The sequence below is a fragment of the Clostridium sp. UBA6640 genome, assembly GCF_002455975.1.
Taxonomy (GTDB): domain Bacteria; phylum Bacillota; class Clostridia; order Clostridiales; family Clostridiaceae; genus Clostridium_J.
In genome coordinates, this window is the sequence record NZ_DKLM01000166.1 from 1 (window position 1) to 23,699 (window position 23,699).

Consider the following 23,699-nt stretch of genomic DNA (forward strand, 5'->3'; position numbering starts at 1 on the left):
CTGTTTAATTTTCAAAGACCAATTTATTTAGTAATTTTTACCGTCATCACCTGACGACTCTTACTATTTTATCAGCTTCGTTTCTTCTTGTCAACAGTTTTTTTATTTTTATTTTTAATAACTGTTTTCAAGTGCTGAACGCTGAACTATGTCGTTTAGCTTTGAACTTGTCTGCTCCCTAACGACAATATCTATCTTATCATAAACAAAATTCTTGGTTCCTTGAAAAACACCATTTACTTGGTATTATACTTTAAATACTATGTTTTACTTAAGTATGCTTGCCTTTTTATATGTAGATACACCTGGAGTAGTTATTTAAATTTATTCAAAAACTTTCCATTTATGCAATTTTATTTGAAAATTGTTCACCTTAGATATCCTTTCTTATTATTATATAGATTTTCTTCTACATTTTTCTACTAAATATTCTTCGCTTTTGTATCTGTGGATACAGATTTATGTGTTAATTGTCAGTATAATATGAAAATAACAAGAAATTTTTTAAATAAATATATTCTACAATAAAGAAAGGGTGTAGTAATCAATGATTAAATTAATCGGTATAGTTATAGTTATTATTGGATTTGCTCTTAAATTTGATACTATAGCAGTAGTTTTATCTGCTGGAGTAGTTACTGGATTAGTTGCAAAACTAAACATTATTGAAATCCTAGATATATTAGGTAAAACATTTGTAAGTCAAAGGCATATGTCATTATTTATACTAACACTTCCTGTTATAGGTATATGTGAAAGATACGGATTGAAAGATAGGGCTGTCACATTAATTAAAAATGCTAAAAGCTTAACTGCTGGAAAAATGTTAACTCTTTATTTATTCATTAGAGAATTAGCTGCTGCCTTCTCAGTAAGACTTGGAGGTCATGCTCAATTTATAAGACCACTTATAAATCCTATGGCACAGGGTGCTGCTATTAGTAAACATGGTGAACTTGATGAAATCACAGTTGATAAAATTAAAGGGGCGGCGGCTGCTATGGAGAACTACGGTAATTTCTATGGACAGAATGTATTCCTTGCAAGCTCAGGGGTTTTATTAATTGCTGGTACTTTAGAAGAACTTGGATATGCAGTAAACACATTAGATGTTGCTAAAGCTTCAATACCTATTGCTGTAATTTCATTTCTATTTGTAGTAGTACAAAATCACTTGTTAGATAAATCTATAGCTAGAAAAGCATCAAAGAAAAACTAATATAAGGAGGATTTATATATGGATATAAAAGTTATATCAGACATACTGCTTGAAGTTTTTTATATAATGGTTGGACTTTTAATGTTAACAACTGGGATTATTACTTTTAAAGATACAAATCATAAAACTAGAATTGGAACAACTTTATTTTGGATAATACTTTCTATCATATTTATATTAGGCAAGTTTTTACCATCAACTGTTGTAGGTGGAATGCTTGTATTCCTTGGAGTATTAACTGCTATGAAACAAGTTAATATAGGTAACCTAAAGATGCCTGAAGCTAAATTCAGCGAAGACCAAGCTAAAAAACTTAAAGACAAAATATTTATTCCTTCAGTTTCAATAGCTGTCTTTGCACTTGTTATTGCTCAGTTTACTAAATTCCCTGGAACTGTTGCCATTGGGATATCTGCTATAGCTGCAATTATAATCACATTCCTTGTTACAAAAGCAAATCCTAAAAATCTTGTAGAGGATGGAAACAGAATGCTTCAATCTGTTGGACCTACAAGCATATTACCTCAATTACTAGCTGCGTTAGGTGCAGTATTTACTGCTGCTGGTGTTGGTGATGTAATTGCATCTGGAATATCAACCTTTATACCTAATGGAAATATATTAGCAGGGGTAATTGCCTACTGTGTAGGTATGGCAGTATTTACAATGATAATGGGAAATGCTTTTGCTGCCTTTGCCGTTATAACTGCTGGTGTTGGTATACCTTTCGTTTACGCACAAGGTGCTAATCCTGCTATAGCTGGTGCGTTAGCATTAACTGCTGGATACTGCGGAACATTATTAACTCCAATGGCTGCAAACTTTAACGTTATGCCTGCAGCATTACTAGAAACAAAAGATAATAATATCGTTATTAAATATCAAGCACCAGTAGCTTTACTATTATTAGTAGTTCATATAGCGCTTATGTATTTCTTAGCATTTTAATTTAAATTTAAAAATTCATCTCCATATGATTATAGATTGGAGATGAATTTTTAAAATATATAATCATAAAAATTAATAAACTTAATAAAAATCATAATGATTTTACCATCTGCGATTATTATATTAGATGGTGATTATTAAAATAAATTAACATTAGGAGGAAGAATAATGAAAGTTTTAATTACAGGTTTTGACCCATTTGGTGGAGAAAGTGTAAACCCTGCACTAGAGGCAGTTAAATTGCTACCTAATACAATTTCTGAAGCAGAAGTTATAAAGATTGAAATTCCAACTGTTTTTAGAAAAGCTTTAGAGCATATAGAAAGTGCAATAGAAAAACATAATCCTGATATAGTTATATCAATTGGACAAGCAGGTGGTAGATTTGGAGTAACACCAGAAAGAGTTGCTATTAATATAGATGACGCTAGAATTAAAGATAATGAAGGTAATCAGCCAATAGACCTGTCAATATATGAAGACGGACAATCTGCATATTTTAGTAACTTACCAATAAAAGCTATGGTTAAGGAAATGAATGAAAATGGTATTCCAGGATCAGTATCAAATACTGCTGGTACATTTGTATGTAATCATGTTATGTATGGAATATTATATTTAGTTGATAAAAAATATCCTAATATAAAAGGTGGCTTTATTCACGTTCCATTTATACCAAATCAAGTTATAACTAAACCAAATACTCCTTGCATGTCATTAACTGATATATCAAGAGGACTTGAATTATGTATAAAAGCAGCCGTAGAAAATAACAAAGACGTCAAAATAGTTGGAGGGGCTATTTGCTAATGATTAAACCGATAGAAAAAAGAAAAGTATTTGTATATGGTAGTTTAAGGACAGGATTTTTTAATTATGACAAATATCTAAAAGGCAATGTTTTAAATTGTGAAGCTGCTAAAATTAAAGGTAAATTATTTCATATGCCCAATAAAGGATATCCTGCTGTATTAGACGGTGATGATTATATATATGGTGAAGTTATGACTGTAGATAATTATGAAGAAATAATGGTTGCAATGGATGAAATGGAAGGCTACTATGGTGAAAATAGTACTGATAATGAGTATATTAGAACCATTATGGATGTTGAAATAGTTGAAACTGGCACCATTGAAAAATGTTATGTATATAAGTACGGATTAAATGATGAAGATGAATTTAATAAACATAAAATATATATTTCTCATGGAGATTGGAAAAACTTTATGACAAAATTTAAAAAAGATGCTTAATAAATTTACTAAATTAAGCTAATATTATATTAAGAGAGTAAACTCCCGTTTACTCTTTTTTATTTATAAAAGGTTGGTGAGTATCCATGTACGAGAAATTATTTAACATGAATAAGCAAAATGACATGAGAGCTTTTTTTTTACAGGAATTAGCACCTTTAGGGAAAATTATAGATTTTAAAAAAAATCAAGAAATCTCTCCTATGCCAAATCATAATGTCATTATTGTGATGTCTGGTACTGTAAAAGTTTCTACCCTTACCTCCACAGGACATGAAAAAGTATTATTTTACCTTATAGGCGGAGAAATTTTAGGGGAATCTTCATATTTTGTAGATGATCATATTGATGTTAAAGCATTATCCGTTGAAGATGTAACTGTAAGTTATATTGAAGATACTAAACTCGATAAATTTTTAATACAATACCCCAATACATATAGATTTTTCATACATAGCTTAATTCGTAAATATAGAATTGCTCTATCTCAAATTAATGATTTTTTAGCTGAATCTCCTAAAACTAGAATTGCTTCTACACTATATAGATTGGCAGTATTAACACCTAAAAATTCTAATAACAAATATAGTATAAATTTGACTATGACCCACCAAGAGCTAGCTAATTTAATAGGTTGTTCTAGAGTAACTGTTACGAGAATTATTAATGAACTTAAAAATGAGAATGTTATAGATATAAAAAATAAAGAAATCCGCATATTAAATATGGAAGCTTTAAAAAAGCTTTCTCAGCTTACTTAAACCATTTATTTTTAGTAAATGGTTTTTTGAACACTTTTTATTAATAAATCATATTGTATAAACATATAGTTTAGTATCTTGCAATGTATAATACTAATTAGTATAATATAGCTATAAATTAACTTTTAATGTTAAATTACATAATTTATTTCCTATCAATTATTAGAGGTGATTTAATGAATGTTCAATTAAAAAAGGGAGTTTTGGAGCTTTGTGTATTATCAGTAGTTTCAATGAAAGATTGCTATGGTTATGAGCTTGTAAATGAAATATCAAAAAATATACAAATCTCTGATGGAACAATCTATCCTATTTTAAGAAGACTTACACAAGAGGGATATTTTACAACCTACCTTCAAGAATCTCAGGAGGGGCCTCCTAGAAAATATTATAGAATAACCGATTCTGGAATAAGAACTAAAGAAAAGTTATCTAAAGAGTGGTCTGAATTTATGGAAAGCGTTAACAATGTTATTAAAGAGGGGTGTTAATATGACTAAGGATCAATTTATAAGCATTTTATCACAAGGTTTATATGATTTTCCCGCAAATGAAAGAATGGAGATAATCTATGACTACGAAGAGCATTTTAGAGTAGGAAAAGAAAATGGAAAGACAGATGAAGAAATAATAAGAGAATTAGGTGATCCTTATACTATTTGTTCTCAATATAAGGCTAATTTTGGAATGAACGGTAATGAATACAATGCAAGACAACAATATAATAATCAAAATCAATATAATAATCCATATAGAAAAGATAGCTATGATAATACTAGATACAATAAACCTTATAATTCAGATGATGGATTTTCAAAAGCAATGAAAATTATAGGTATTATTGCTTTGGTTATAATTGGCCTTCCTGTAATATCTGCTATAGGAGGATTAATTTTAGGTATATTTGGAATGTCTATAGGATTCTTCGTTGGTGGAATAGGTACGATTATAGGTGGATTAGTTGGCACTGCTGCACTTCCATTTATATCTATTCCATTTTCTGTTCCGTTAATAGGGGCTGTACTTCTAGGAATTGGCCTTAGTATACTAGGTGTTTTAATATTCTTATTTGGGTTATTCCTATGCAAAGCTATTTATGTGCTAAGTATTAAAGTATTAGATTGGTTTAAATTACAACTACAAATATAATGAAATGGAGATGCTTTATGTTTAATGGTAAAAAATTAAAAACTATTATACTATCATTAATAATTATAATGGTAGTTTGCTTTACTTCTTCTTTTCTCATTTTCGGAATTTCTATTAAAAATATGACTATTAATAATTTAAATTTAACTTCTAATTTCTATAATATCTATAATGAAATTTTTAATGACAGTAGCTATAAATACCGCAATATCAATGAAGAAAAAGTATTTCCATTAGATGATATAGACTTACTATCTATAAATACCACCTCTTATGAGGTTACTATAATACCTTATGATGAAAATGAACTTAAAGTTAAATTATCTTCTAATATACAGACTAATAATAATTTTAATGAATCTCAACTTAAAATAAATAAAGATCAAAATGAAATTAGTATAGAGACTTACAAAACTCCAAATAATTTCTTTTTCAATATGAACAATGGAAAGATAGATATATATATACCCAAAACTTATAATAACTCACTGGATATTTCCACAACTTCTGGCGATGGGTATATAGAGAATTTAAACTTATCTTCTTTAGATTTTAACTCTACTTCTGGAAGTTTAACTTTAAAAGATATGGAAATGAATAATTTTATATTTCACTCTACATCAGCAGATCTGGATGCAACTAATATTATTTTAAAAGATAATAATAATAAATTTAATTCTACTTCTGGTGAACTAAATCTTAATAATGTTAGAGGCAATTTAAACTTTAATACCACTTCTGGCAATATTAGTTGTAATAAATTATTAGGAGATATAAATGGAAGTACTATCTCTGGAGATATAGATATAGAAATCTCTAACGATGTTGGAATAAAAGTAGATTTAAAAACAATTTCCGGAGATATTGACGTATTTCCTCCAATAAAAGTTCTAGAAAAATCTAAGAAAAAACTTCAAGCAACTATTGGAGATAACGTTAAGCATAATTTAAATATATCTACTACATCAGGAAATATTAGTATATATGAATAAGGAGTATCTTTGGGTACTCTTTATTATTTTGTTATAAACTATTTACATCTGAAAATAATTGCAATATTAAAAATCGTGGCATTAAGCCACGATTTTTAATTTAAGCATCTGAAAGAAAATTATAAACCAAAAATGTTAGTATATATTATATCAGATAAGAAGTCAGGTTCTGACAATGTAGTATGATGAAAAATAATCTGACATACTGGTCTATTATTTTTTAAAGATGTCTTAGCATCTTTTAGGAAATATACAGTTTCTATGTTAGGATACTTTCTCTCAGATCCCCTATATAAATGATTTGAATATAATAAGGAATAAAACTCCAGGAACTCCTAAAAATCCTGCTATAAGCGCTGTAGTAGGATTTATGGCTATATCTATACCAAAAGGTCCACCTACAAAATTTATTAGAAATAATAATATTCCTCCAGCTATGGCATTAATCACTAACTTTCCTAATATTTTAAGTGGCCATGCAAATAGCTTTCCTACTATAATTAGCCCTAAAACTGCAATTATAAAAAAAATAGCATATTCCACAAATTCATCTCCTCTCATATATATTATATGATAAATATACTACTAATATATAGTATTATCCTCTTACATATGAAAGCTTAATTTAATTACCATCTACTAGCTGAATTCAATTGTTCTACCATTAAGGTTGCATCTAATTTTATACCTTTTTCCTTTGCAAGTGAAAGAAAATATATATATCTTGCTTTAGCTTCATCTTCCTTATATATTACTAAATCAATAAGTTTAGGGTCGCTTACAAACTGAAAACAAATTCTAGCACTTTCCCACTCAACTCTTGCCTCTTCAAGATGATTGATTATTTGCTTTTGCTCTTCATCATACTTATTATAGTCACAAATCATTTCTATAACTTTTTTTCTATCCATAAAAAAACCTCCTACTATAATGTATATTTCAAATTATTGACATTTAGTAGAAGGCTTATTCTTATTTACAAATTTATAGACTAAAACTATAAAAAATAAACATATTTATTATTAAAATCATCTTTATAAATTATTATGTTATATCTTGAACTTTCCAATTACTTCATTTAAGTCAATAGATAATTGATTTATTGAATCCATATTATTATTGACCTGTTCAAAGGATGCTGCTTGTTCTTCAATCGATGCTGCAATTTCCTGGGAATTCACTGAGTTTTCTTCTGCAATATAAGCAACCTTACTAATAGATGAATTAATTTCTTTAAATTCTTCTTTTACATTATAATTTATCTCTCTAATATTCTTCATTTCTAAATACTCTTCATTAGCTTTCTCTGTAGCCTCATTAAATTTCATTTCAACATCACTCATATCTTGTTGATAAGTAGTTATTTGATTTAAGATAATATTCATATGCTCTCCAATATTAAATATCTTCTCAAGTCTATATTTAATTATATTTTCTATTTTTTCTGTTGATTCTCTGCTCTCATCTGATAATTTCCTAATTTCCTCTGCTATAACAGAAAAACCTCGTCCGTGTTCTCCTACTCTTGACGCCTCTATAGATGCATTTAATGCTAATAAATTTGTTTGAGAAGATATTTGATTTATAATATTTAGCATACCTTGTATATCCTGTGAATCTCTTTCTAATTCATTTACTGTATTAGATAATTCTTTTGTATTTAAAACAAGGCCTTTTAACTCTTCAATTTCTTTATTTAATATTTGCTTTCCTTCAATAGAAGAATTTTTGCTGTTTTCTAATTGAACTAGCAAAATGTCAATCTTTTCCATAATATCAGTAATTTCTGAGTTTACCCCCTCTGTCTGAGACATAATCTCTTGAATCATATTGGATTGCTCTATACTTCCTGAAGATACATTCTGCATTGATATCGAAATAGTTTCTGTTGCTCTTCCAAGTTCATCATTTATAACTTGCATGGATGCTACTGATTCCTTTAACATCCTTGAAGAATTAAATATAGTTCCAACAATTTCTCTTATTTTACTAATAAATCCGTTAAAGTACTTAGTTAATTCACCTATTTCATCATTATATTTATATAATATTTCTTTTCTTAAATCCCCTTCTCCTTTTGAGATAACTTCAAGCTCATCCTTAATTTTTATTAATGGTTTCATTATAGCCTTTATCATTAAAGTAGCAAAAATTACACTTAAAATTATAGAACTTCCTAATATAAAAATACTTTTATTTTTAGCAGAGCTAATTTTCCCCTTAGAATATAAAGTATATTCTACAACTATATCATCAATAGAGTTAACATATTTATTTACATTATCTTTTATAAATGTCCAAGAATTTTTATTACCCTTTTCTAAAATATTTATATAGGCTGGCTTAAATTCTTTTTCCCATTGAATTTTTACATCATTAAGATTATTCTTTATACTATCATTATCTATAGGTTTTATATCTAATTCACTATTGCCACTTACTAAATCCTCAAACATATTATCTATGTCCTTTATCTTTACCTCTAAAGCTTCTAAGCTTTCCTTATCATCTGGAGCTAAAACAATATTGGAAGATAGTTGTGCCATTCTATAATTATATGCTCTCATTTTTCCAAAATAGTTTATAAAGCTGCTATCCCCATTTATTTCTTTATATGTTCTAAAATTCATTACTACTGTTAAAGCTATCAGTGCAATATAGCATATACATATAAACTTCAGTTTATCTTTAATTTTTATCTTCATGACGTACTCTCCCCCCATATTTAAATTAAACATAATTATAAATTATCATTTAATAATATTTACTAAATGATAATTAATGTGATTATATAACAATGTTACCAAAAATTCAATTTAAATCTATATAAGGGACTTTAATTACAATTTTGTTGTAAAAAATATCCTCATTTTATTTAAAATCTAAAATGAGGATAAAACATTAATATATAAATTATTTTATTTAAACATTAATGTTTATAGTTTTTCTACTTTCATATCTATTACTGTATAACTTAAATTTACATCTTCATTTAAAGTATTCTTTGATACTCCTCTAAAATCTTTTCCAAACATACTATATAAATCAGAAGATATTTTATCTTATATCTCTTTAGCCTATATATTACGATTTATATTCTTACTAATCTTTGTTAAAGCTGAAGTTATTCTTAAGCTTATTTTATTCTTAAATAAACTTACAAATTACAATTTTCCATGCTTTAAATAAATTTTTATTATGATAAAAAAGTCGTAGATTTAAAGCTTTTTACTTCTTTAAATCTACGACTATCTGACAAAACTTTTTACTTCTAAACATAAATTTATTTTACTTAAGACATTGTGAAATAAACAATATCATATTTCTTTTCTGCCTTCTAATGCTTTTGAAAGAGTCACTTCATCTGCATATTCTAAATCTCCACCTACTGGTACTCCATGGGCTATTCTTGTTACCCTTATTCCAAAAGGTTTTAATATTTTAGAAATATACATAGCTGTTGCTTCACCTTCAATATTAGGATTTGTGGCAACTATAATTTCTTTTGGCTCCCCATTTATTCTTGTTATAAGTTCCTTTAACTTTATATCTTCTGGACCTCTTCCACTCATAGGTGATATAGTCCCATGTAATACATGGTATACTCCATTAAACTCTCTAACCTTTTCCATTGTCATAATGTCTTTTGGTTGTTCAACAACACAAATTGTTGTTTTATCTCTATTAGGGTTAGAGCAAATAGAACATGGGTCACTATCTGTAAAGTTTCCACAAATTGAACAATATTTTATTGTTCCTCTCGCCTTTATAAGTGCATTAGCAAACTCTTCTACTTCCTCTCTAGGAAGATTTAAAACATGAAGAGTTAGTCTTTGAGCTGTTTTGCTTCCTATACCAGGTAGCTTAGCAAACTCTTCTATAAGTTTTTCTATTGATACAGGATAAAAATCCAATCCATTCACCTCTAAAATCCCCCTTAAATAGGAAGAATACTTTAGTTAAATTTATATTAGAACATACCTGGCATATTAAATCCACCTGTTAGTTTTCCCATTGAGCTGTTTGTCTCTTCTTCTGCTGTCTTTAGAGCTTCATTACAAGCAAGCATTACTAAGTCTTCTAACATTTCAACATCATCTGGATCAACAACATCTGGTTTTATGCTAACCTTTAATATTTCTCTTTTTCCGTTTACTGTAGTAGTAACTGCACCACCACCAGCTGTTCCTTCAAAAGTTTTAACCTCTAGATCTTTTTGCATATCCTCCATTTGTTTTTGGAATTTTTGAGCTTGTTTTATTAAGTTATTCATGCTTCCTCCGCCCATTCCTGGAAATCCGCCTTTTGCCATAATAATACCTCCTTAAAATATAGTATCAATATATTAGTATATATAATATTCATTAATAATGTAACTAAAATTAAAAAATTTCTATATTATTAATGAAATATCTTAATAATATAATATTCTAATTTCTCTATTCATCCACTATTTCTACTAAATCTTTTGAAAAAGTATCAAATAATATTTCTTCCTTAGGTTTCTCTACATCTTTAGGTCCATCAATAGAATATGTAACCCTAACCTTTTCTTTTAAAACCTCAGAAAATATATCATCAATTACTTTTTTACTATCATCTTTTTCTAATCTGTTTTTATGAAAAGAATATTCTTTAGAAAAAATTATATTTATAACATTTCCTTTTACATAATTAACTTCACTAACCATAAGTGCTGCGGCTAAAACCATATTTTTTCTTCCCTTTAATAATTGTTGAATATCTTTAAAGGATTTTTTAACCATTTCCAAGGTAATATTACTTTCGCCATAAGCATCATCGGTGACCTCAATACTTGCAATATCTTCCTTAACAACACTTTCTGTCTTAGGCTTTGATATAGGAGCATTTACTTTTTTAATATTATTTATTTCCGATACCTTATTTTCACTTACTTTAATAGTACCATTTTTTATAGATTCTTCTATTTTATTTAATCTAGAAAGCATTATTTCCATTGATGTATCATATTCAATTTTACACATTTTAATTACAGCAAGTTCTAAATATATTCTTCCTTGCTTTGAGTATTTGGAATTTTCCTCTGTCTCTTGAAGTATTTTTATATACCTCATTATTTCCTCTACTCTAATTTTATGAGCTTGATTTTTTAAAAGCTCAATATTTTCTATGGACATATCTAATACTTCATCAGGGCTATCACTTATTTTAATCATCATAAGGTTTCTCATATGAGTAGTCATATCTTTTATAAATAAATGAATATCTTTACCTAATTGTACTATTTCATTAATTTCTCTTATAGATTTCTCAATATCTTTATCTATAACTGCATCTGTAAGCTTAATAAGTCCTTCATTAGTCATAAGTCCTAACATTTGAACTATGTTCTCATATTCTACCCTACCGTCACTCATAGAAATTGCTTGATCTAATATACTAAGAGCATCTCTGGCTGCACCATCAGAAATTCTTGAAACTAGTTTTAAACTCTTATCTTCTGCATATACTCCCATACGATCTATTATGTTTTTAAGAATTAAAAATATATCTTCATTTTTAATTCTTTTAAAATCAAATCTTTGGCATCTGGAGAGTATAGTTATAGGTAACTTTTGAGGATCTGTAGTAGCTAAAATAAAAATTACTCTATTTGGAGGTTCTTCTAAAGTCTTTAAAAAAGCATTTACTGCACCTACTGATAGCATATGAACCTCATCTATAATATAAACTTTATATTTAGCTTCTTGAGGAGGATATTGAACATCTTCTATTATATCTCTTATATTATCTACACCATTATGAGAGGCCGCATCTAGTTCAATTACGTCTATTGCAGTGCCACTATTAATCTTATTGCACATATCGCATTCATTACATGGTTCCCCCTCTTTAGGATTTAAGCAATTAACAGCCTTTGAAATTATTTTTGCTGTAGACGTTTTTCCTGTTCCTCTTGTACCACATAAAAGATAAGCATGAGCAATTCTTTCTGTTTTTATAGCATTTTTTAAAGTAGTAGTTATATGTACTTGACCTACTACATCTTCAAAAGTTTTAGGTCTATATTCTCTATATAATGCAGTGTACGCCATATTCTCACCTCTTTTAGCCTTATATACATATTATAAGTTTTTACATATAATAAAAAAAGATGCAATTTTGCATCTTGTCTTTTAAAATTAAAGCTGTACACCTCGCTTTGATAATTAATTTATGTGCGTTACCCATGCAGTTAACTCAAACCAGGTTAATCCACGGCACATGGAGGGTTTCACTTATCGCTGCTTCCTTCCGGATCTGACGAGGTTCATGAATCTCCATTGCGTGGGACCCAATTCTCAACGCCACTTACATAGGCCAGACCACACAAACTAAAACCTAGGCGAGGAATTCAATCCTGCTGTAGCGGATTGCAGGTTACAGGGCACCGCTAACTCCCCATCTAGTACAACATGGCGGAGAGAGAGGGATTTGAACCCTCGGTAGAGTTTCCCCTACACACGCGTTCCAGGCGTGCTCCTTAAGCCGCTCGGACATCTCTCCATATATTATTTAGTTACTTACGTATATAAGATTATACTATTATTAATCTATAGTTGCAAGTGGTTATTTTAAATAAAACTGGATTATAATACCTCAAAGTAAATTTTTTTGTTGAATTTCTTAAATTTTATTAAATCTTACTATTTTTTAATATGCTTTTAAGATGTTTTTAAGATGTTTTTAAAATACTTTTTTCATAAAAGTTTTATAATTGTTTTAAATGCTAATTTTTTTATAATCTCGTATAATTATATATGAAAAAAGTAATTAGGTAAAGATATGAAGCATATTTTTAGTTATATTTACTATTTATTTTTTCAGTATGTTTTAAATATATTATAATAATTTGTATTTATACATATAAAAATTATATTAAAGAGAGGTCTACAATATGAATTATGAAATTAAAGGTGGAAATCTTCCTGATGTAATCTGTTCATTAAATGCTGGAGAAACTCTAGTTTCTGAATCTGGTGCAATGGGATGGATGAGTGACAACATTGAAATGGATACAAATATGAAAGGGGGCCTTTTTGCAGGTATAGGAAGAGCATTATCTGGTGACAGTGTTTTTTTAAATACCTTTACATGTACTCACAGTAATGGAAGTATCGCTTTTCCATCTTCAGTGCCTGGAAGAATTGTTGCAAAAAATTTATATGCTGGAGAAACATTAATATGTCAAAAAGGGGCTTTCTTAGCAGCAGAAACTTCTGTAGAATTTAAAATTCATCTTAAAAAGAGACTTTCTACTGGTTTTTTTGGTGGTGAAGGGTTTATACTTCAAAGAATGACTGGTCCAGGAATTGTATTTTTAGAGTTTGATGGCCATGTTGAAGAAGTAAATTTAGCTCCTGGAGAAACCATTAAAGTAGATACTGGCCATGTAGCTGCTTTCGAAGCTAGTGTTCATTTTGATATAGAAATGGTTAAAGGAGTTAAAAATGTATTATTTGGTGGTGAAGGGCTATTTCTAACTACATTACGAGGACCAGGAAAAGTATATCTTCAAACAATGCCTCTGAGTAATTTAGCTTCAAAATTACATCCTTATATTCCTATTTCTAGTAAGAGAGATTAAAAATAAAATATGCACATAACTATTAGTAAAAGTAAAAGAGCAATTATTNNAATAATTGCTCTTTTACTTTTAAATCATCATACCTAAGTATTACTATTTCTAATGTATAGATTTATCAATTTATTGATCTTCTATCTCTATTAAACTTATAGCAGTATATTACCCCTGCTACCCATATTAATATACCTATTATACTTACTAACTGAGCCATTCTTATACTACCTAGCATTAAACTATCTGTTCTAAGACCTTCTATAAAAAGTCTTGCTACAGAATATAAACCTATGTAACTAAAGAATATAACACCTTTTTTTGAAACTTTTTTTAACATATATAAAAGCAATAAGCATACCAATACATTCCATATACTTTCATATAAAAATGTAGGATGATAATATGTCCCCTCTATTAACATACCATTTTGTATAAATTGAGGAAATTTACTAATAAAAGCTTCTGTTACAGGACCGCCATGAGCTTCTTGATTAAAGAAATTTCCCCATCTTCCTATTCCTTGAGCTAATATTATGCATGGTGCAGCCATATCCATAATATCGAAAAAATTGATTTTCTTTTTATTGCAATATATAGCAACTACAATAATTGCTGCTATTATACCTCCATGTATGGCTAAGCCACCTCTTCTTGTATTAAAGATACTCATTAAATTATCTCTATATTGATCAAATTCAAAAATAACGTAATAAAGTCTTGCTCCAACTATAGCAAGTGGAAAAGTTATTAAAAATACAGTTAGCATATCATCATAATCTATGTTAACTAATTTACAAGTATATTGAGCTAAAAGTAATGCTGTTACAACTCCAATAGCTATACAAATTCCATACCATGCTATATCAATACCAAACAAACTAAATGCAATTGGATCCATTAACCTCATCCCCTTTCTTTCTTATTCTTTAATCTATTATACATAGTCCAGCCTAAACTAACTATATATTTTTTAGAACTCACCATTTTTATACATATTTATAAGTTCTTCAATTTTGGGACCACATCTTCTCCCTTTACATCCACCGCTGCCTGAACCTACAATCTTATTTACCTCTTCCACGGTAGTTGCACCAGATTTTATTGCTTCTTTTATTTTTGATCTTGGTATTGCCTTGCATATACATACTTTTGTCATTTTATCTAATACCATTTTCTTTTTTTCTTCATCGCTAACAAATTTATTATTATCTGTCATTTATTATCACTCCTTTTCTTCTTAAAAAAATTTTGCAGTAGAATGCTACAGCTTTCTTCATAAGTCCATTTCACATCTACCCAATGGTTTAAAAAATCATTTTGTACTATATTCATTACAGAACCACAAGCTCCACTTCTTTCATCAAAAGTCCCTATATAAAGTTTGGATAATCTACTTTGAACTATAGCTCCTGCACACATAGGACATGGTTCTAATGTAACATACATACTACATCCAGTAAGCCTCCATGAATTTAACACCTTTGAAGCTTCCTTTATAGCAAGAATCTCTGCATGGCAGGTTGGATCATTTAATCTTTCCTTTAGATTATGTGCTCTTGCAATTATTTTATTATCTTTTACAATAACTGCACCTACAGGTATTTCTTCTAACTCTAAAGCTTTTTTTGCTTCTATTATAGCTTCATTCATAAAGTTATCTTCCATAGCTTCTCCTTAACTTATTATATATTTTTGTCTAAATTCCTTAAAATTATAGCTTATAACTTTATCATATATAAAATAAAAAGCTTAGTAAAGGAAAACTTTACTAAGCTTTGGTGCGCACGAGAGGAGTCGAACCTCCGGCCTACCCCTTAGGAGGGGGTTGCTCTATCCTACTGAGCTACGGGCGCAAATATTATAATTACATTATAATTATTTACTACTACTAATGTCAAGATTTCTTTGATAATATGTGGAAAAACTTAGATTTCATTATTGCTCAAATATCCTAATAATTTAATCTCTTATTCATCTTCATTACTTTTATAATAAAGTATTAAATTTTTTATTGTCTTGTATAAAACAAGGATAATAGACAATCCAACAATTGTAAGAATATAAGGAATGAAAAAACAACCTGGAATAATTTCTTTTATCGAAAGAATTGTTATTAATGTTATTGATAAAATCATTGATAGTAGAAATATAATATGTTTTCTTTTGATATTCATACTACCTCCAGTAATAATACCTATAATAAAACTTAGATATATAATTATCCGCCGAATAAGTGAACTTTTATTAATTGGTCTATCTAAAAATAATCCACTTCCAAAAACTATACAAGCTATTACTGCAAATATAACTTTGTATTTATTTTTTTCATTCATATTTATTTCCTCCATACTGATTATTAATTTTGTATTCTTAAATTACCATAATAATATTATAATATATAATTTTTCAGACAAATAAATGATTTATTGCAGATTTTTATTGAGCTTTATGCTAAAATACAAGTGTATGAGACTAGATTATAGGGGGAATTATTAATGAAAAAAATTCATATAACTGAGACAGTTCTAAGGGATGCAAACCAATCATTAATTGCAACAAGGCTTCCTTTTAATGAGTTTGCACCTATACTTAAGGACCTAGATAATGCAGGATATTATTCACTTGAGTGTTGGGGAGGGGCTACCTTCGACTCTTGCTTAAGATATTTAAATGAAGATCCATGGGAAAGATTAAAGAAAATAAAAAGTATAGTGAAAAAGACTCCTCTACAAATGCTTTTGAGAGGACAGAATATATTAGGGTATAAACACTATCCTGATGATGTTGTAAGAGAGTTTATAAAAATGTCTGTTTATCATGGAATGGATATAATTAGAATTTTTGACGCTTTAAATGATTTCTCTAATATTGAAGTAGCTATGGATGAAACTATTAAGCAAGGTGCACATGCACAAGGTACTATAGTTTATACAGTAAGCCCTATACATGACGTTAAGAATTATACAAATTTAGCTAAACAATTAGAAAATATGGGAGCTCACTCTATATGTATTAAAGATATGGCAGGCCTTATAATGCCTGATATAGCACATGATTTAGTTAAAAGTATAAAGTCAGAAGTTAAAATACCAGTATTCCTGCACTCCCATTGCACAAATGGATTAGCTGAAATGTCTTATTATAAAGCTGCTGAAGCAGGAGTTGATGGCATAGATACTGCTATATCTTCATTTTCAAGTGGTACATCACAACCACCAACTGAAACTATGCATCAATCATTAACTTCTGCTGGATTTAATACAAATTTAAGCATAGATAAATTAACTTATATAAATAATTTCTTTAAACCAATAAGAGCCGAAGTACTAAAATCAGGATTACTTGATTCTAAAGTTTTAACTCCTCAACCAGAAGGATTAACAAACCAAATACCTGGTGGTATGCTATCAAATATGATTGCTCAACTTAAATCTCAAAATTCCATTGATAAATTGGATCTAGTTCTAGCAGAAGTTCCAAGAGTAAGAGAGGATTTAGGTTTTCCACCACTTGTTACTCCTATGAGTCAAATGGTTGGTACTCAAGCAACAGTTAACGTATTAACTGGTGAAAGATATAAAATGGTGCTTAAAGAGGTTAAAGCTTACTGTAAGGGCGAATATGGTAAAGCTCCTGGCAAAATAAATGAAGAAGTAATGAAAAAAGCTTTAGGTGATGATCAGCCAATAAAAGGAAGATTTGCTGATAGCTTAGAGCCTGCTTTTGAAAAGACCAAAGAAATACTTAAAGATAAAATTTCAACAAATGAGGATATACTATCATATCTTGCCTTTCCTCAGATTGCTGAAGAATTCTTTAAAAATAGAGCTTCTAAACCTTCAAATGAAGATTTAAGAGTTCAAACTAAAAGTGAAGTAATTTAACAAAAAGGTATTGATACTTTAAAGTATCAATACCTTTTTAGATTATCAATTTATGCTATTACTAGTTAATTATTTTCACTACATTATAAGATAAAATTTAGCATATACTATAACATATTATTGAAATTATTTTATTCATAAATTAAATAAAATTTAACTATATTTAAAAATAAGAATTAAATTGTAAAAATGAGTTACTTTGAGTAACTTTTTAATATTTTGTTAATTTCAATTACTCCGTTATTAATTTATAATTAATAGTGTACTAATAATTTTAAAAAGGGGGATTTATAATGGACTTTTTGCTCGAGATAGTAAAATCAATAAATGATATTTTATTGAACTACATTTTATTAGTTTTGCTGTGTGGAACGGGAATTTATTTCAGTTTCAAACTAAAATTTATCCAAGTAAGAAAATTTGGAGAAGGTTTTAGAAGAATTTTTGGGGGATTAAACTTAAAAGGAAAAAAAGCTGGTAAAGACGGGATGAGTTCTTTCCAAGCGCTATCAACAGCAATTGCAGCACAGGTAGGAACAGGGAACCTAGCTGGAGCTGCTACTGCTATAGCTTCTGGGGGACCTGGTGCAATATTTTGGATGTGGTTAAGTGCATTCTTAGGCATGGCTACAATATATGCAGAGGCAACACTAGCACAGCTCTTTAAAACGAGAGTTGATGGTGAGGTTACAGGAGGTCCTGCTTATTATATTAGAAATGGATTGAAAAATAAAAAAATAGCTAAATTTTTAGCTGGATTCTTTGCAATATCTTGTATATTAGCTTTAGGATTTATGGGAAATATAGTACAATCCAATTCTATTTCTCAAGCATTTAATAATGCCTTTGGACTTCCAACATTTATTGCTGGTATAGTTGTTGCATTACTTGCAGGATTTGTATTCTTTGGAGGAATGGGACGTATAGCTTCTGTTACAGAAAAGGTTGTTCCTTTAATGGCTGGCTTATATATTTTAGCTTCCTTAATAATTATAATATTAAATGCAGGCCAAATTATACCTGCTTTAAGGTCAATAATTGTAGGTGCATTTAATCCTCAAGCAGTTGCTGGTGGTGTTATAGGAATAACAATTAAGCAAGCAGTAAGATATGGTGTTGCTAGAGGATTATTCTCTAATGAAGCTGGTATGGGTTCTACTCCTCATGCTCATGCTGTTGCAAATGTTAAACATCCAGGAGAACAGGGTTCTGTAGCTATCATAAGTGTTTTTATTGATACTTTTGTAATCTTAACTTTAACTGCGTTAGTTATATTAACTAGTGGTGCATTAGAATCTGGAGAAACAGCTATTGCATTAACTCAAAGGGCTTTTGAGCTATCACTAGGTTCATATGGTCAAGGATTTATAGCTATATGTTTATTATTCTTTGCTTTTTCAACAATTATAGGATGGTATTTCTTTGGAGAATCAAACATTAAGTATTTATTTGGTAATAAAGGATTAACACCTTATAGAATTTTAGTTATGATCTTCGTATTTGTTGGTTCTCTTTTAAAAGTTGATTTAGTTTGGGAGCTTGCTGATACTCTTAATGCCTTAATGGTTATTCCTAACCTAATAGCAGTGCTAGCTCTTAGTGGATTAGTTGTTAAAAGCATGAATGATTATGAACAGCTTAAAGGTATCGATATAGATAAAACTAATACATTTAAAAGCTAATTTATCCACAAATTAGTATAGATTTAAAATAAGTATATTTATATATACCAAATTTATATTTTACTATAGATGAAAAACTACTAGTAACTATTACTAGTGGTTTTTTATTGTAAAATTATTGATTTACATATAATATGTTTATATAAGACGTATATAAGAAAAAAATTGGTCAGACTTATACATATATTGACTGGTTATTTTTTAAATATATAAATTAAATTTAGAGGTTGATGCTATGATAAAGTATTATGATAGAAGAAGTAAATCTTATGAGATAGAAAAAGTAGCAGGAGAAAATATGCTTAAATGGAGTTATGAATCTCCTATAGGTAAGGGATTTCTAGAATTATTGATTAAGCGTAAGCTCTTTTCAAAATTCTATGGCCAATACTGTGATACAAAATTAAGTTCAAAAAAAATTAAAAGCTTTGTAAAAGACTTTAATTTGAATATGGATGAATATGAAAAGCCTATTGATGAATATACTTCATTTAATGATTTCTTCTATAGAAAATTAAAACCTACAGCTAGAGAGATTAGTAAAGATAAGAACATATTTATATCTCCTTCCGATAGTAGACTATTATCTATAGATAATATAGATGAAAATCTTAGCTTTAAAGTTAAAGGTTTTGATTATTCTTTAAAGGAAATTCTAGGTTCTAAAGAGCTGTCTGATAAATATAAAGGTGGAATATGTTTAATTTTCAGATTGTGCCCTACTGATTATCATAGATTTCATTTTATAGATGATGGAGTTTGTTCATCTACTACCAAAATTAAAGGTAGCTATTATTCTGTAAGTCCTATAGCTCTTGAAAAAGTTAGTAAGGTATTTACAGCAAATAAGCGTGAATATAGTATACTACATAGTGAAAACTTTGGAGATTTATTATATCTAGAAGTTGGTGCTACTTGTGTAGGTGGCATAATTCAAACCTATAAAGAAAATTCTAAAGTTTATAAAGGTGATGAAAAAGGCTTTTTTAAATTTGGAGGATCTACTGTAATAATATTAGTAGAAAAGGATAAATTAAAGCTTGATGAGGATATTATATATCATAGTAAAAAAGATATTGAGGTAATAGTAAAAATGGGAGAAAAAATAGGAGTTAGAATTTAAACTCTAAGCTCAGGCATATGAAAGAAAATAACTAGTCAAAGATTAGGTATATTTTGTGTCATACAAGTAACAAGTTCTCCTATGAGATTCTTACTACGCAGTATGGCTCAAAATAAACAATCATATTGACTAGTTATTTTAAATTACCTTATTCTAACTCATTCTTATAATTTGAACTTTGATGTTATTTCGGTAAGTTTGATAGCGCTATTCTTATTTTCAATAGACGCACTGTTTATTTCTTCAATTTTATCTACTATATCTTCTGTTTTAGCTGAAATATTAAATACCCCTGAGGAACCTTCACTTAAAGTAGTAGATACATCCTCTATAGCTTTAACTATACCTTCTACATGTGCATTTAATCTTTGAGCCTCATCGCTAAATTCAAGCATGAAGTTATTAAATATATCAGCATCCTTTGAGTATTGTTTACCTGTATCAATCATTCTCTCATAATCTCTGTTTATTTGTTTCTCCATAAATTCTATCATTTTTTCTGAACTCTTAGAAAGATTTTCAACAGAGCTATATACTGTTTTTACAACATTTTGTATATTAGATGCTGTTTTACCCGATTCTACTGCAAGCTTTCTTACTTCATCTGCAACTACCGCAAATCCTCTTCCTGCTTCTCCTGCTCTAGCTGCTTCTATTGCTGCATTTAATGCTAATAAATTAGTTTGCTCTGTAATTTTAAGTATAGCGTTAGCTAGACTATGAATTTGATTAACTCCTTTAGATGCTTCTATTGCAACTTCTAATTCTTCTTTTACATCATTATACAAAGTTTGAGTTTCTTCCTTAGACTGTTTAGATATCTTTTCAATTTCTATTGCTTTTGTTACTATATCCTTAGTTAACTGTGATCCATTTAAAGATTCTGAAGCAATATTATTTATACCTAATTTCATATTCTCTGAAGATGCGGACATTTCTTCAGATGTAGCTGCTGTTTCCTGTATACCTGCAGATACCACTGAAGTCTCCATAGATGTTTCTTCTGCTTTTTCTCTTAGTATAGCTGTAGATTTTTCTACTATTTCTGCATTTTTATTTACCATTTCTTCTACATTTATAAGACTCTTAACTACATCTCTTAATGCACTCCTCATCTGAACAACAGATTTAGATATTTGTCCTATCTCGTCTTTACTAAATTTGCTATGATTAATATTATCTTCCGTTAAATCTAGTTTAGAAGTCTTTATTACTAGCTCTTTAGCTCTTATTATAGGTTTTATTAAGAATCTTGCTATTATAAATGCAAACACTAAGCATGTTATTATTACTATTAAAGCTATTAAAATTATAGTATTAGTCATGGCATTTACAGGTGCCATAATCTCTCCTGCATAAGCTGATACTACTAAAGTCCAATTAGTTCTAGGTATTATTCCATAAGCAGATATCATCTTATCATTATAATCTACATATTCTAAAGCTCCTATATCAACTTTCATTCCTTTTTTAGCTTTATCAACAATTTCTTTAATTTCATCTATTTGAACTTCACTACCTAAAAGTTCAGGGTTCTTATGATGTATATAATTTCCTGTTTCATCTAATAAAAAACTAAAACTTGAAGTAGTGGTATTAACATTTATATTTTTCAAATACTTAGCAAAGCTGTCTGTATACACATATGAAGCTATATATCCTACGCATTGGCCGTGATTATCATAATCTTGAACAGGATAAGTAAATACTATAATTGACCTATCGCTCTTTTCAGACTTCATAGTATTACTTATTACTTTAGCACCGCCTGAGCTGCTTTCATGAAAAGAAGTTCCTTCTACGCTACTTCCAATAAACTCACTTTCACTATCTGCAATTATTTTTCCTGATAAGTCTATTAAAGATACTCTTTCCATTGACAAATTATTTCCTATATAATCTTTAAAATACTTATTCATCTTCTCTGATAATTTAGTAGCTTCTAATTGAACCTTAGGATCTGAAGAATTTTTATTTACTAAAATATCACAGTTATCTTTGGCACTAGCAAGTGATGCAACCTCCATACTATACTTTTCAATCATTATACTTATTGTATCTATCGATTTATCTACTATTGATGACATTTCTTGTTTGCTTAAATTGGAAATAATACTGCTAGCTTTATTATGAATAAAAATTCCTGTAACTATCATAGCAACAATTACTATACCACTAATAATTACTGATATTTTCATTCCTATAGATGACATAGTCATATTTTTAATTGATGAGAATTTAAAGTTTTTAAAATTTATCCTCTTTCTTTCAAATTTTACACTCTTTATTCCTTTATTTTTTCTCTTTAGTTTAATCTTACTGAGCTTTTCTTTAAGCTTTAAAGATTTTGCCCCTTTTTTACCCCCCATGTAAACAACCCCTTATTGCCTAAAATTTCATAATATTAGATTTATTATAGCATAATTTCATTATAAAACTCATATTTAAAAATTATTTAAGAAGAATTTGTAACTTATTGATACTTATTTATGAAATAAAACTAATTTTTGCTATAATAAATATAGTTTAAGCTTATTATAACTTTATAATTTATCCCTTACAGTTTTTATATAACATATAACTTAAATTATTTGTCAGAGTAAGCTTTTATATTTAGTTTTGAGAAAGTTGATTAAATTTATCTTCCTCTATATTACAAATACTAATACTTTGATTGTACTTCTTAAACGCCTCCCTAAATAAATTTCTTTCACTTCTATATACCTCACAATAATTTAGTAATCAAATGATCCCTTTTTTAAAGATACTCTTTCTAAAATAACTCGATGTTATTTTAGTAATAATTATATATATATTAATGAATTAAAAAGAAAATAAAAAAACCTAGTAACCATTTAAGTTACTAGGTTTATGGTGCGTCGGAGAAGATTCGAACTCCCGGCCAACTGGTTCGTAGCCAGCTACTCTATCCAACTGAGCTACCGACGCATATATTGTTTGAAACATAATTATTATAACAATTTAACAATAAAAAGTCAATAGTAGATATCTATACTATTAATTTAGTAGAGATATTTATTATAGGGTTCCTCAATTAAAATTTAACTTATACATGATTTTA

At 28.6% G+C, this 23,699-nt stretch carries 23 protein-coding genes, 3 tRNA genes and 1 other RNA gene; 12 read left to right on the forward strand and 15 right to left on the reverse strand.

Translation table 11 applies throughout. From position 1 onward, the window contains the following. Positions 1–550 precede the first annotated feature (550 nt). The 8 genes from B2W91_RS18900 to B2W91_RS18935 all read left to right on the forward strand — a co-directional run bounded on the left by B2W91_RS18900 (position 551) and on the right by B2W91_RS18935 (position 6,325). Positions 551–1,219 carry a DUF969 domain-containing protein gene (locus B2W91_RS18900; RefSeq protein WP_291583782.1) on the forward strand — a complete coding sequence of 223 codons (669 nt, stop codon included), beginning with the start codon at positions 551–553 and terminating at the stop codon, positions 1,217–1,219. An 18-nt stretch (positions 1,220–1,237) separates the two neighbouring features. Beyond that, entirely contained in the window at positions 1,238–2,167 is a 930-nt protein-coding gene (locus tag B2W91_RS18905) for a DUF979 domain-containing protein (protein ID WP_291583749.1), read from the forward strand. Positions 2,168–2,335: 168 nt separating this feature from the next. Then, the gene (pcp, locus tag B2W91_RS18910; protein WP_291583751.1) at positions 2,336–2,977 is read left to right on the forward strand and encodes a pyroglutamyl-peptidase I; all 642 of its coding nucleotides are present in this window, start codon (positions 2,336–2,338) and stop codon (positions 2,975–2,977) included. Next, a complete protein-coding gene (locus tag B2W91_RS18915) occupies positions 2,977–3,423 on the forward strand; it encodes a gamma-glutamylcyclotransferase family protein (protein ID WP_291583753.1) in 447 nt (148 codons plus the stop codon). The genes pcp and B2W91_RS18915 overlap by 1 nt, the downstream gene beginning before the upstream one ends. Before the next feature lie 86 nt (positions 3,424–3,509). Then, complete coding sequence (locus B2W91_RS18920; RefSeq protein ID WP_291583755.1) at positions 3,510–4,184, forward strand: Crp/Fnr family transcriptional regulator; 675 nt, start codon at positions 3,510–3,512, stop codon at positions 4,182–4,184. Positions 4,185–4,360: 176 nt separating this feature from the next. Further along, positions 4,361–4,675 carry a PadR family transcriptional regulator gene (locus B2W91_RS18925; RefSeq protein ID WP_291583756.1) on the forward strand — a complete coding sequence of 105 codons (315 nt, stop codon included), beginning with the start codon at positions 4,361–4,363 and terminating at the stop codon, positions 4,673–4,675. Between the two features lies 1 nt (position 4,676). Continuing rightward, entirely contained in the window at positions 4,677–5,333 is a 657-nt protein-coding gene (locus tag B2W91_RS18930; RefSeq protein WP_291583757.1) for a DUF1700 domain-containing protein, read from the forward strand. Positions 5,334–5,350: 17 nt separating this feature from the next. Continuing rightward, positions 5,351–6,325, forward strand: a complete 975-nt coding sequence (locus tag B2W91_RS18935; RefSeq protein ID WP_291583758.1) for a DUF4097 family beta strand repeat-containing protein — start codon at positions 5,351–5,353, stop codon at positions 6,323–6,325. Between the two features lie 288 nt (positions 6,326–6,613). On the opposite strand, the gene B2W91_RS18940 is transcribed toward B2W91_RS18935, so the two are convergent. From B2W91_RS18940 to B2W91_RS18975, 8 genes are all read right to left on the reverse strand, one after another. After that, positions 6,614–6,886: a pro-sigmaK processing inhibitor BofA family protein gene (locus tag B2W91_RS18940; RefSeq protein ID WP_414633138.1), complete on the reverse strand. Its 273-nt coding sequence runs from the start codon at positions 6,884–6,886 to the stop codon at positions 6,614–6,616. Positions 6,887–6,954: 68 nt separating this feature from the next. After that, a complete protein-coding gene (locus B2W91_RS18945) occupies positions 6,955–7,236 on the reverse strand; it encodes a DUF2508 family protein (protein WP_291583760.1) in 282 nt (93 codons plus the stop codon). A gap of 138 nt (positions 7,237–7,374) precedes the next feature. Continuing rightward, complete coding sequence (locus B2W91_RS18950) at positions 7,375–9,030, reverse strand: methyl-accepting chemotaxis protein (protein WP_291583762.1); 1,656 nt, start codon at positions 9,028–9,030, stop codon at positions 7,375–7,377. Positions 9,031–9,642: 612 nt separating this feature from the next. Beyond that, positions 9,643–10,239, reverse strand: a complete 597-nt coding sequence (recR, locus tag B2W91_RS18955; protein ID WP_039629849.1) for a recombination mediator RecR — start codon at positions 10,237–10,239, stop codon at positions 9,643–9,645. A 56-nt stretch (positions 10,240–10,295) separates the two neighbouring features. Further along, positions 10,296–10,637, reverse strand: coding sequence for a YbaB/EbfC family nucleoid-associated protein (locus tag B2W91_RS18960; RefSeq protein WP_291583764.1), 342 nt, complete (start codon positions 10,635–10,637; stop codon positions 10,296–10,298). A 127-nt stretch (positions 10,638–10,764) separates the two neighbouring features. Next, positions 10,765–12,402 (reverse strand): DNA polymerase III subunit gamma/tau, encoded by a 1,638-nt coding sequence (dnaX, locus tag B2W91_RS18965; protein ID WP_291583766.1) that lies wholly within the window; start codon positions 12,400–12,402, stop codon positions 10,765–10,767. Positions 12,403–12,495: 93 nt separating this feature from the next. Then, positions 12,496–12,761: signal recognition particle sRNA large type (gene ffs, locus B2W91_RS18970), an RNA gene on the reverse strand. A gap of 2 nt (positions 12,762–12,763) precedes the next feature. After that, positions 12,764–12,853 (reverse strand) — tRNA-Ser (locus tag B2W91_RS18975). A 391-nt stretch (positions 12,854–13,244) separates the two neighbouring features. On the opposite strand from B2W91_RS18975, the gene B2W91_RS18980 reads away from it, so the two are divergent. Next, on the forward strand, positions 13,245–13,934 hold the full coding sequence (locus B2W91_RS18980) for a TIGR00266 family protein (RefSeq protein WP_291583767.1): 690 nt from the start codon (positions 13,245–13,247) through the stop codon (positions 13,932–13,934). 115 nt (positions 13,935–14,049) lie between these two features. Here B2W91_RS18980 and lgt read toward each other — a convergent pair whose 3' ends face one another. The 5 genes from lgt to B2W91_RS19005 all read right to left on the reverse strand — a co-directional run bounded on the left by lgt (position 14,050) and on the right by B2W91_RS19005 (position 16,261). Beyond that, the gene (lgt, locus tag B2W91_RS18985) at positions 14,050–14,826 is read right to left on the reverse strand and encodes a prolipoprotein diacylglyceryl transferase (RefSeq protein ID WP_291583768.1); all 777 of its coding nucleotides are present in this window, start codon (positions 14,824–14,826) and stop codon (positions 14,050–14,052) included. Between the two features lie 72 nt (positions 14,827–14,898). Beyond that, positions 14,899–15,144 (reverse strand): (2Fe-2S)-binding protein, encoded by a 246-nt coding sequence (locus B2W91_RS18990; RefSeq protein ID WP_291583771.1) that lies wholly within the window; start codon positions 15,142–15,144, stop codon positions 14,899–14,901. Further along, positions 15,141–15,593 (reverse strand): tRNA adenosine(34) deaminase TadA, encoded by a 453-nt coding sequence (tadA, locus tag B2W91_RS18995; RefSeq protein ID WP_291583773.1) that lies wholly within the window; start codon positions 15,591–15,593, stop codon positions 15,141–15,143. The genes B2W91_RS18990 and tadA overlap by 4 nt, the downstream gene beginning before the upstream one ends. A 111-nt stretch (positions 15,594–15,704) precedes the next feature. Beyond that, a tRNA-Arg gene (locus B2W91_RS19000) sits at positions 15,705–15,781 on the reverse strand. Positions 15,782–15,895: 114 nt separating this feature from the next. Continuing rightward, entirely contained in the window at positions 15,896–16,261 is a 366-nt protein-coding gene (locus B2W91_RS19005; protein WP_291583774.1) for a hypothetical protein, read from the reverse strand. 162 nt (positions 16,262–16,423) lie between these two features. On the opposite strand from B2W91_RS19005, the gene B2W91_RS19010 reads away from it, so the two are divergent. From B2W91_RS19010 to B2W91_RS19020, 3 genes are all read left to right on the forward strand, one after another. Next, positions 16,424–17,812, forward strand: a complete 1,389-nt coding sequence (locus tag B2W91_RS19010; protein ID WP_291583775.1) for a pyruvate carboxylase subunit B — start codon at positions 16,424–16,426, stop codon at positions 17,810–17,812. A 293-nt stretch (positions 17,813–18,105) separates the two neighbouring features. Beyond that, a complete protein-coding gene (locus B2W91_RS19015) occupies positions 18,106–19,494 on the forward strand; it encodes an alanine/glycine:cation symporter family protein (protein WP_291583776.1) in 1,389 nt (462 codons plus the stop codon). A gap of 235 nt (positions 19,495–19,729) precedes the next feature. After that, entirely contained in the window at positions 19,730–20,617 is an 888-nt protein-coding gene (locus B2W91_RS19020; RefSeq protein WP_291583777.1) for a phosphatidylserine decarboxylase, read from the forward strand. A gap of 164 nt (positions 20,618–20,781) precedes the next feature. On the opposite strand, the gene B2W91_RS19025 is transcribed toward B2W91_RS19020, so the two are convergent. Continuing rightward, positions 20,782–22,986: a methyl-accepting chemotaxis protein gene (locus B2W91_RS19025; RefSeq protein WP_291583778.1), complete on the reverse strand. Its 2,205-nt coding sequence runs from the start codon at positions 22,984–22,986 to the stop codon at positions 20,782–20,784. 503 nt (positions 22,987–23,489) lie between these two features. Next, a tRNA-Arg gene (locus B2W91_RS19030) sits at positions 23,490–23,566 on the reverse strand. Positions 23,567–23,699: the final 133 nt, after the last annotated feature.

What these genes read in the sequence shown, in the direction of transcription:
- B2W91_RS18905 (WP_291583749.1), top strand. Translation starts at nt 1,238, where the DNA reads ATGGATATAAAAGTTATATCAGACATACTGCTTGAAGTTTTTTATATA.
- pcp (WP_291583751.1), top strand. Translation starts at nt 2,336, where the DNA reads ATGAAAGTTTTAATTACAGGTTTTGACCCATTTGGTGGAGAAAGTGTA.
- B2W91_RS18915 (WP_291583753.1), top strand. Translation starts at nt 2,977, where the DNA reads ATGATTAAACCGATAGAAAAAAGAAAAGTATTTGTATATGGTAGTTTA.
- B2W91_RS18920 (WP_291583755.1), top strand. Translation starts at nt 3,510, where the DNA reads ATGTACGAGAAATTATTTAACATGAATAAGCAAAATGACATGAGAGCT.
- B2W91_RS18925 (WP_291583756.1), top strand. Translation starts at nt 4,361, where the DNA reads ATGAATGTTCAATTAAAAAAGGGAGTTTTGGAGCTTTGTGTATTATCA.
- B2W91_RS18930 (WP_291583757.1), top strand. Translation starts at nt 4,677, where the DNA reads ATGACTAAGGATCAATTTATAAGCATTTTATCACAAGGTTTATATGAT.
- B2W91_RS18935 (WP_291583758.1), top strand. Translation starts at nt 5,351, where the DNA reads ATGTTTAATGGTAAAAAATTAAAAACTATTATACTATCATTAATAATT.
- B2W91_RS18940 (WP_414633138.1), bottom strand. Translation starts at nt 6,886, where the DNA reads ATGAGAGGAGATGAATTTGTGGAATATGCTATTTTTTTTATAATTGCA.
- B2W91_RS18945 (WP_291583760.1), bottom strand. Translation starts at nt 7,236, where the DNA reads ATGGATAGAAAAAAAGTTATAGAAATGATTTGTGACTATAATAAGTAT.
- B2W91_RS18950 (WP_291583762.1), bottom strand. Translation starts at nt 9,030, where the DNA reads ATGAAGATAAAAATTAAAGATAAACTGAAGTTTATATGTATATGCTAT.
- B2W91_RS18960 (WP_291583764.1), bottom strand. Translation starts at nt 10,637, where the DNA reads ATGGCAAAAGGCGGATTTCCAGGAATGGGCGGAGGAAGCATGAATAAC.
- dnaX (WP_291583766.1), bottom strand. Translation starts at nt 12,402, where the DNA reads ATGGCGTACACTGCATTATATAGAGAATATAGACCTAAAACTTTTGAA.
- B2W91_RS18980 (WP_291583767.1), top strand. Translation starts at nt 13,245, where the DNA reads ATGAATTATGAAATTAAAGGTGGAAATCTTCCTGATGTAATCTGTTCA.
- lgt (WP_291583768.1), bottom strand. Translation starts at nt 14,826, where the DNA reads ATGGATCCAATTGCATTTAGTTTGTTTGGTATTGATATAGCATGGTAT.
- B2W91_RS18990 (WP_291583771.1), bottom strand. Translation starts at nt 15,144, where the DNA reads ATGACAGATAATAATAAATTTGTTAGCGATGAAGAAAAAAAGAAAATG.
- tadA (WP_291583773.1), bottom strand. Translation starts at nt 15,593, where the DNA reads ATGGAAGATAACTTTATGAATGAAGCTATAATAGAAGCAAAAAAAGCT.
- B2W91_RS19005 (WP_291583774.1), bottom strand. Translation starts at nt 16,261, where the DNA reads ATGAATGAAAAAAATAAATACAAAGTTATATTTGCAGTAATAGCTTGT.
- B2W91_RS19010 (WP_291583775.1), top strand. Translation starts at nt 16,424, where the DNA reads ATGAAAAAAATTCATATAACTGAGACAGTTCTAAGGGATGCAAACCAA.
- B2W91_RS19015 (WP_291583776.1), top strand. Translation starts at nt 18,106, where the DNA reads ATGGACTTTTTGCTCGAGATAGTAAAATCAATAAATGATATTTTATTG.
- B2W91_RS19020 (WP_291583777.1), top strand. Translation starts at nt 19,730, where the DNA reads ATGATAAAGTATTATGATAGAAGAAGTAAATCTTATGAGATAGAAAAA.
- B2W91_RS19025 (WP_291583778.1), bottom strand. Translation starts at nt 22,986, where the DNA reads ATGGGGGGTAAAAAAGGGGCAAAATCTTTAAAGCTTAAAGAAAAGCTC.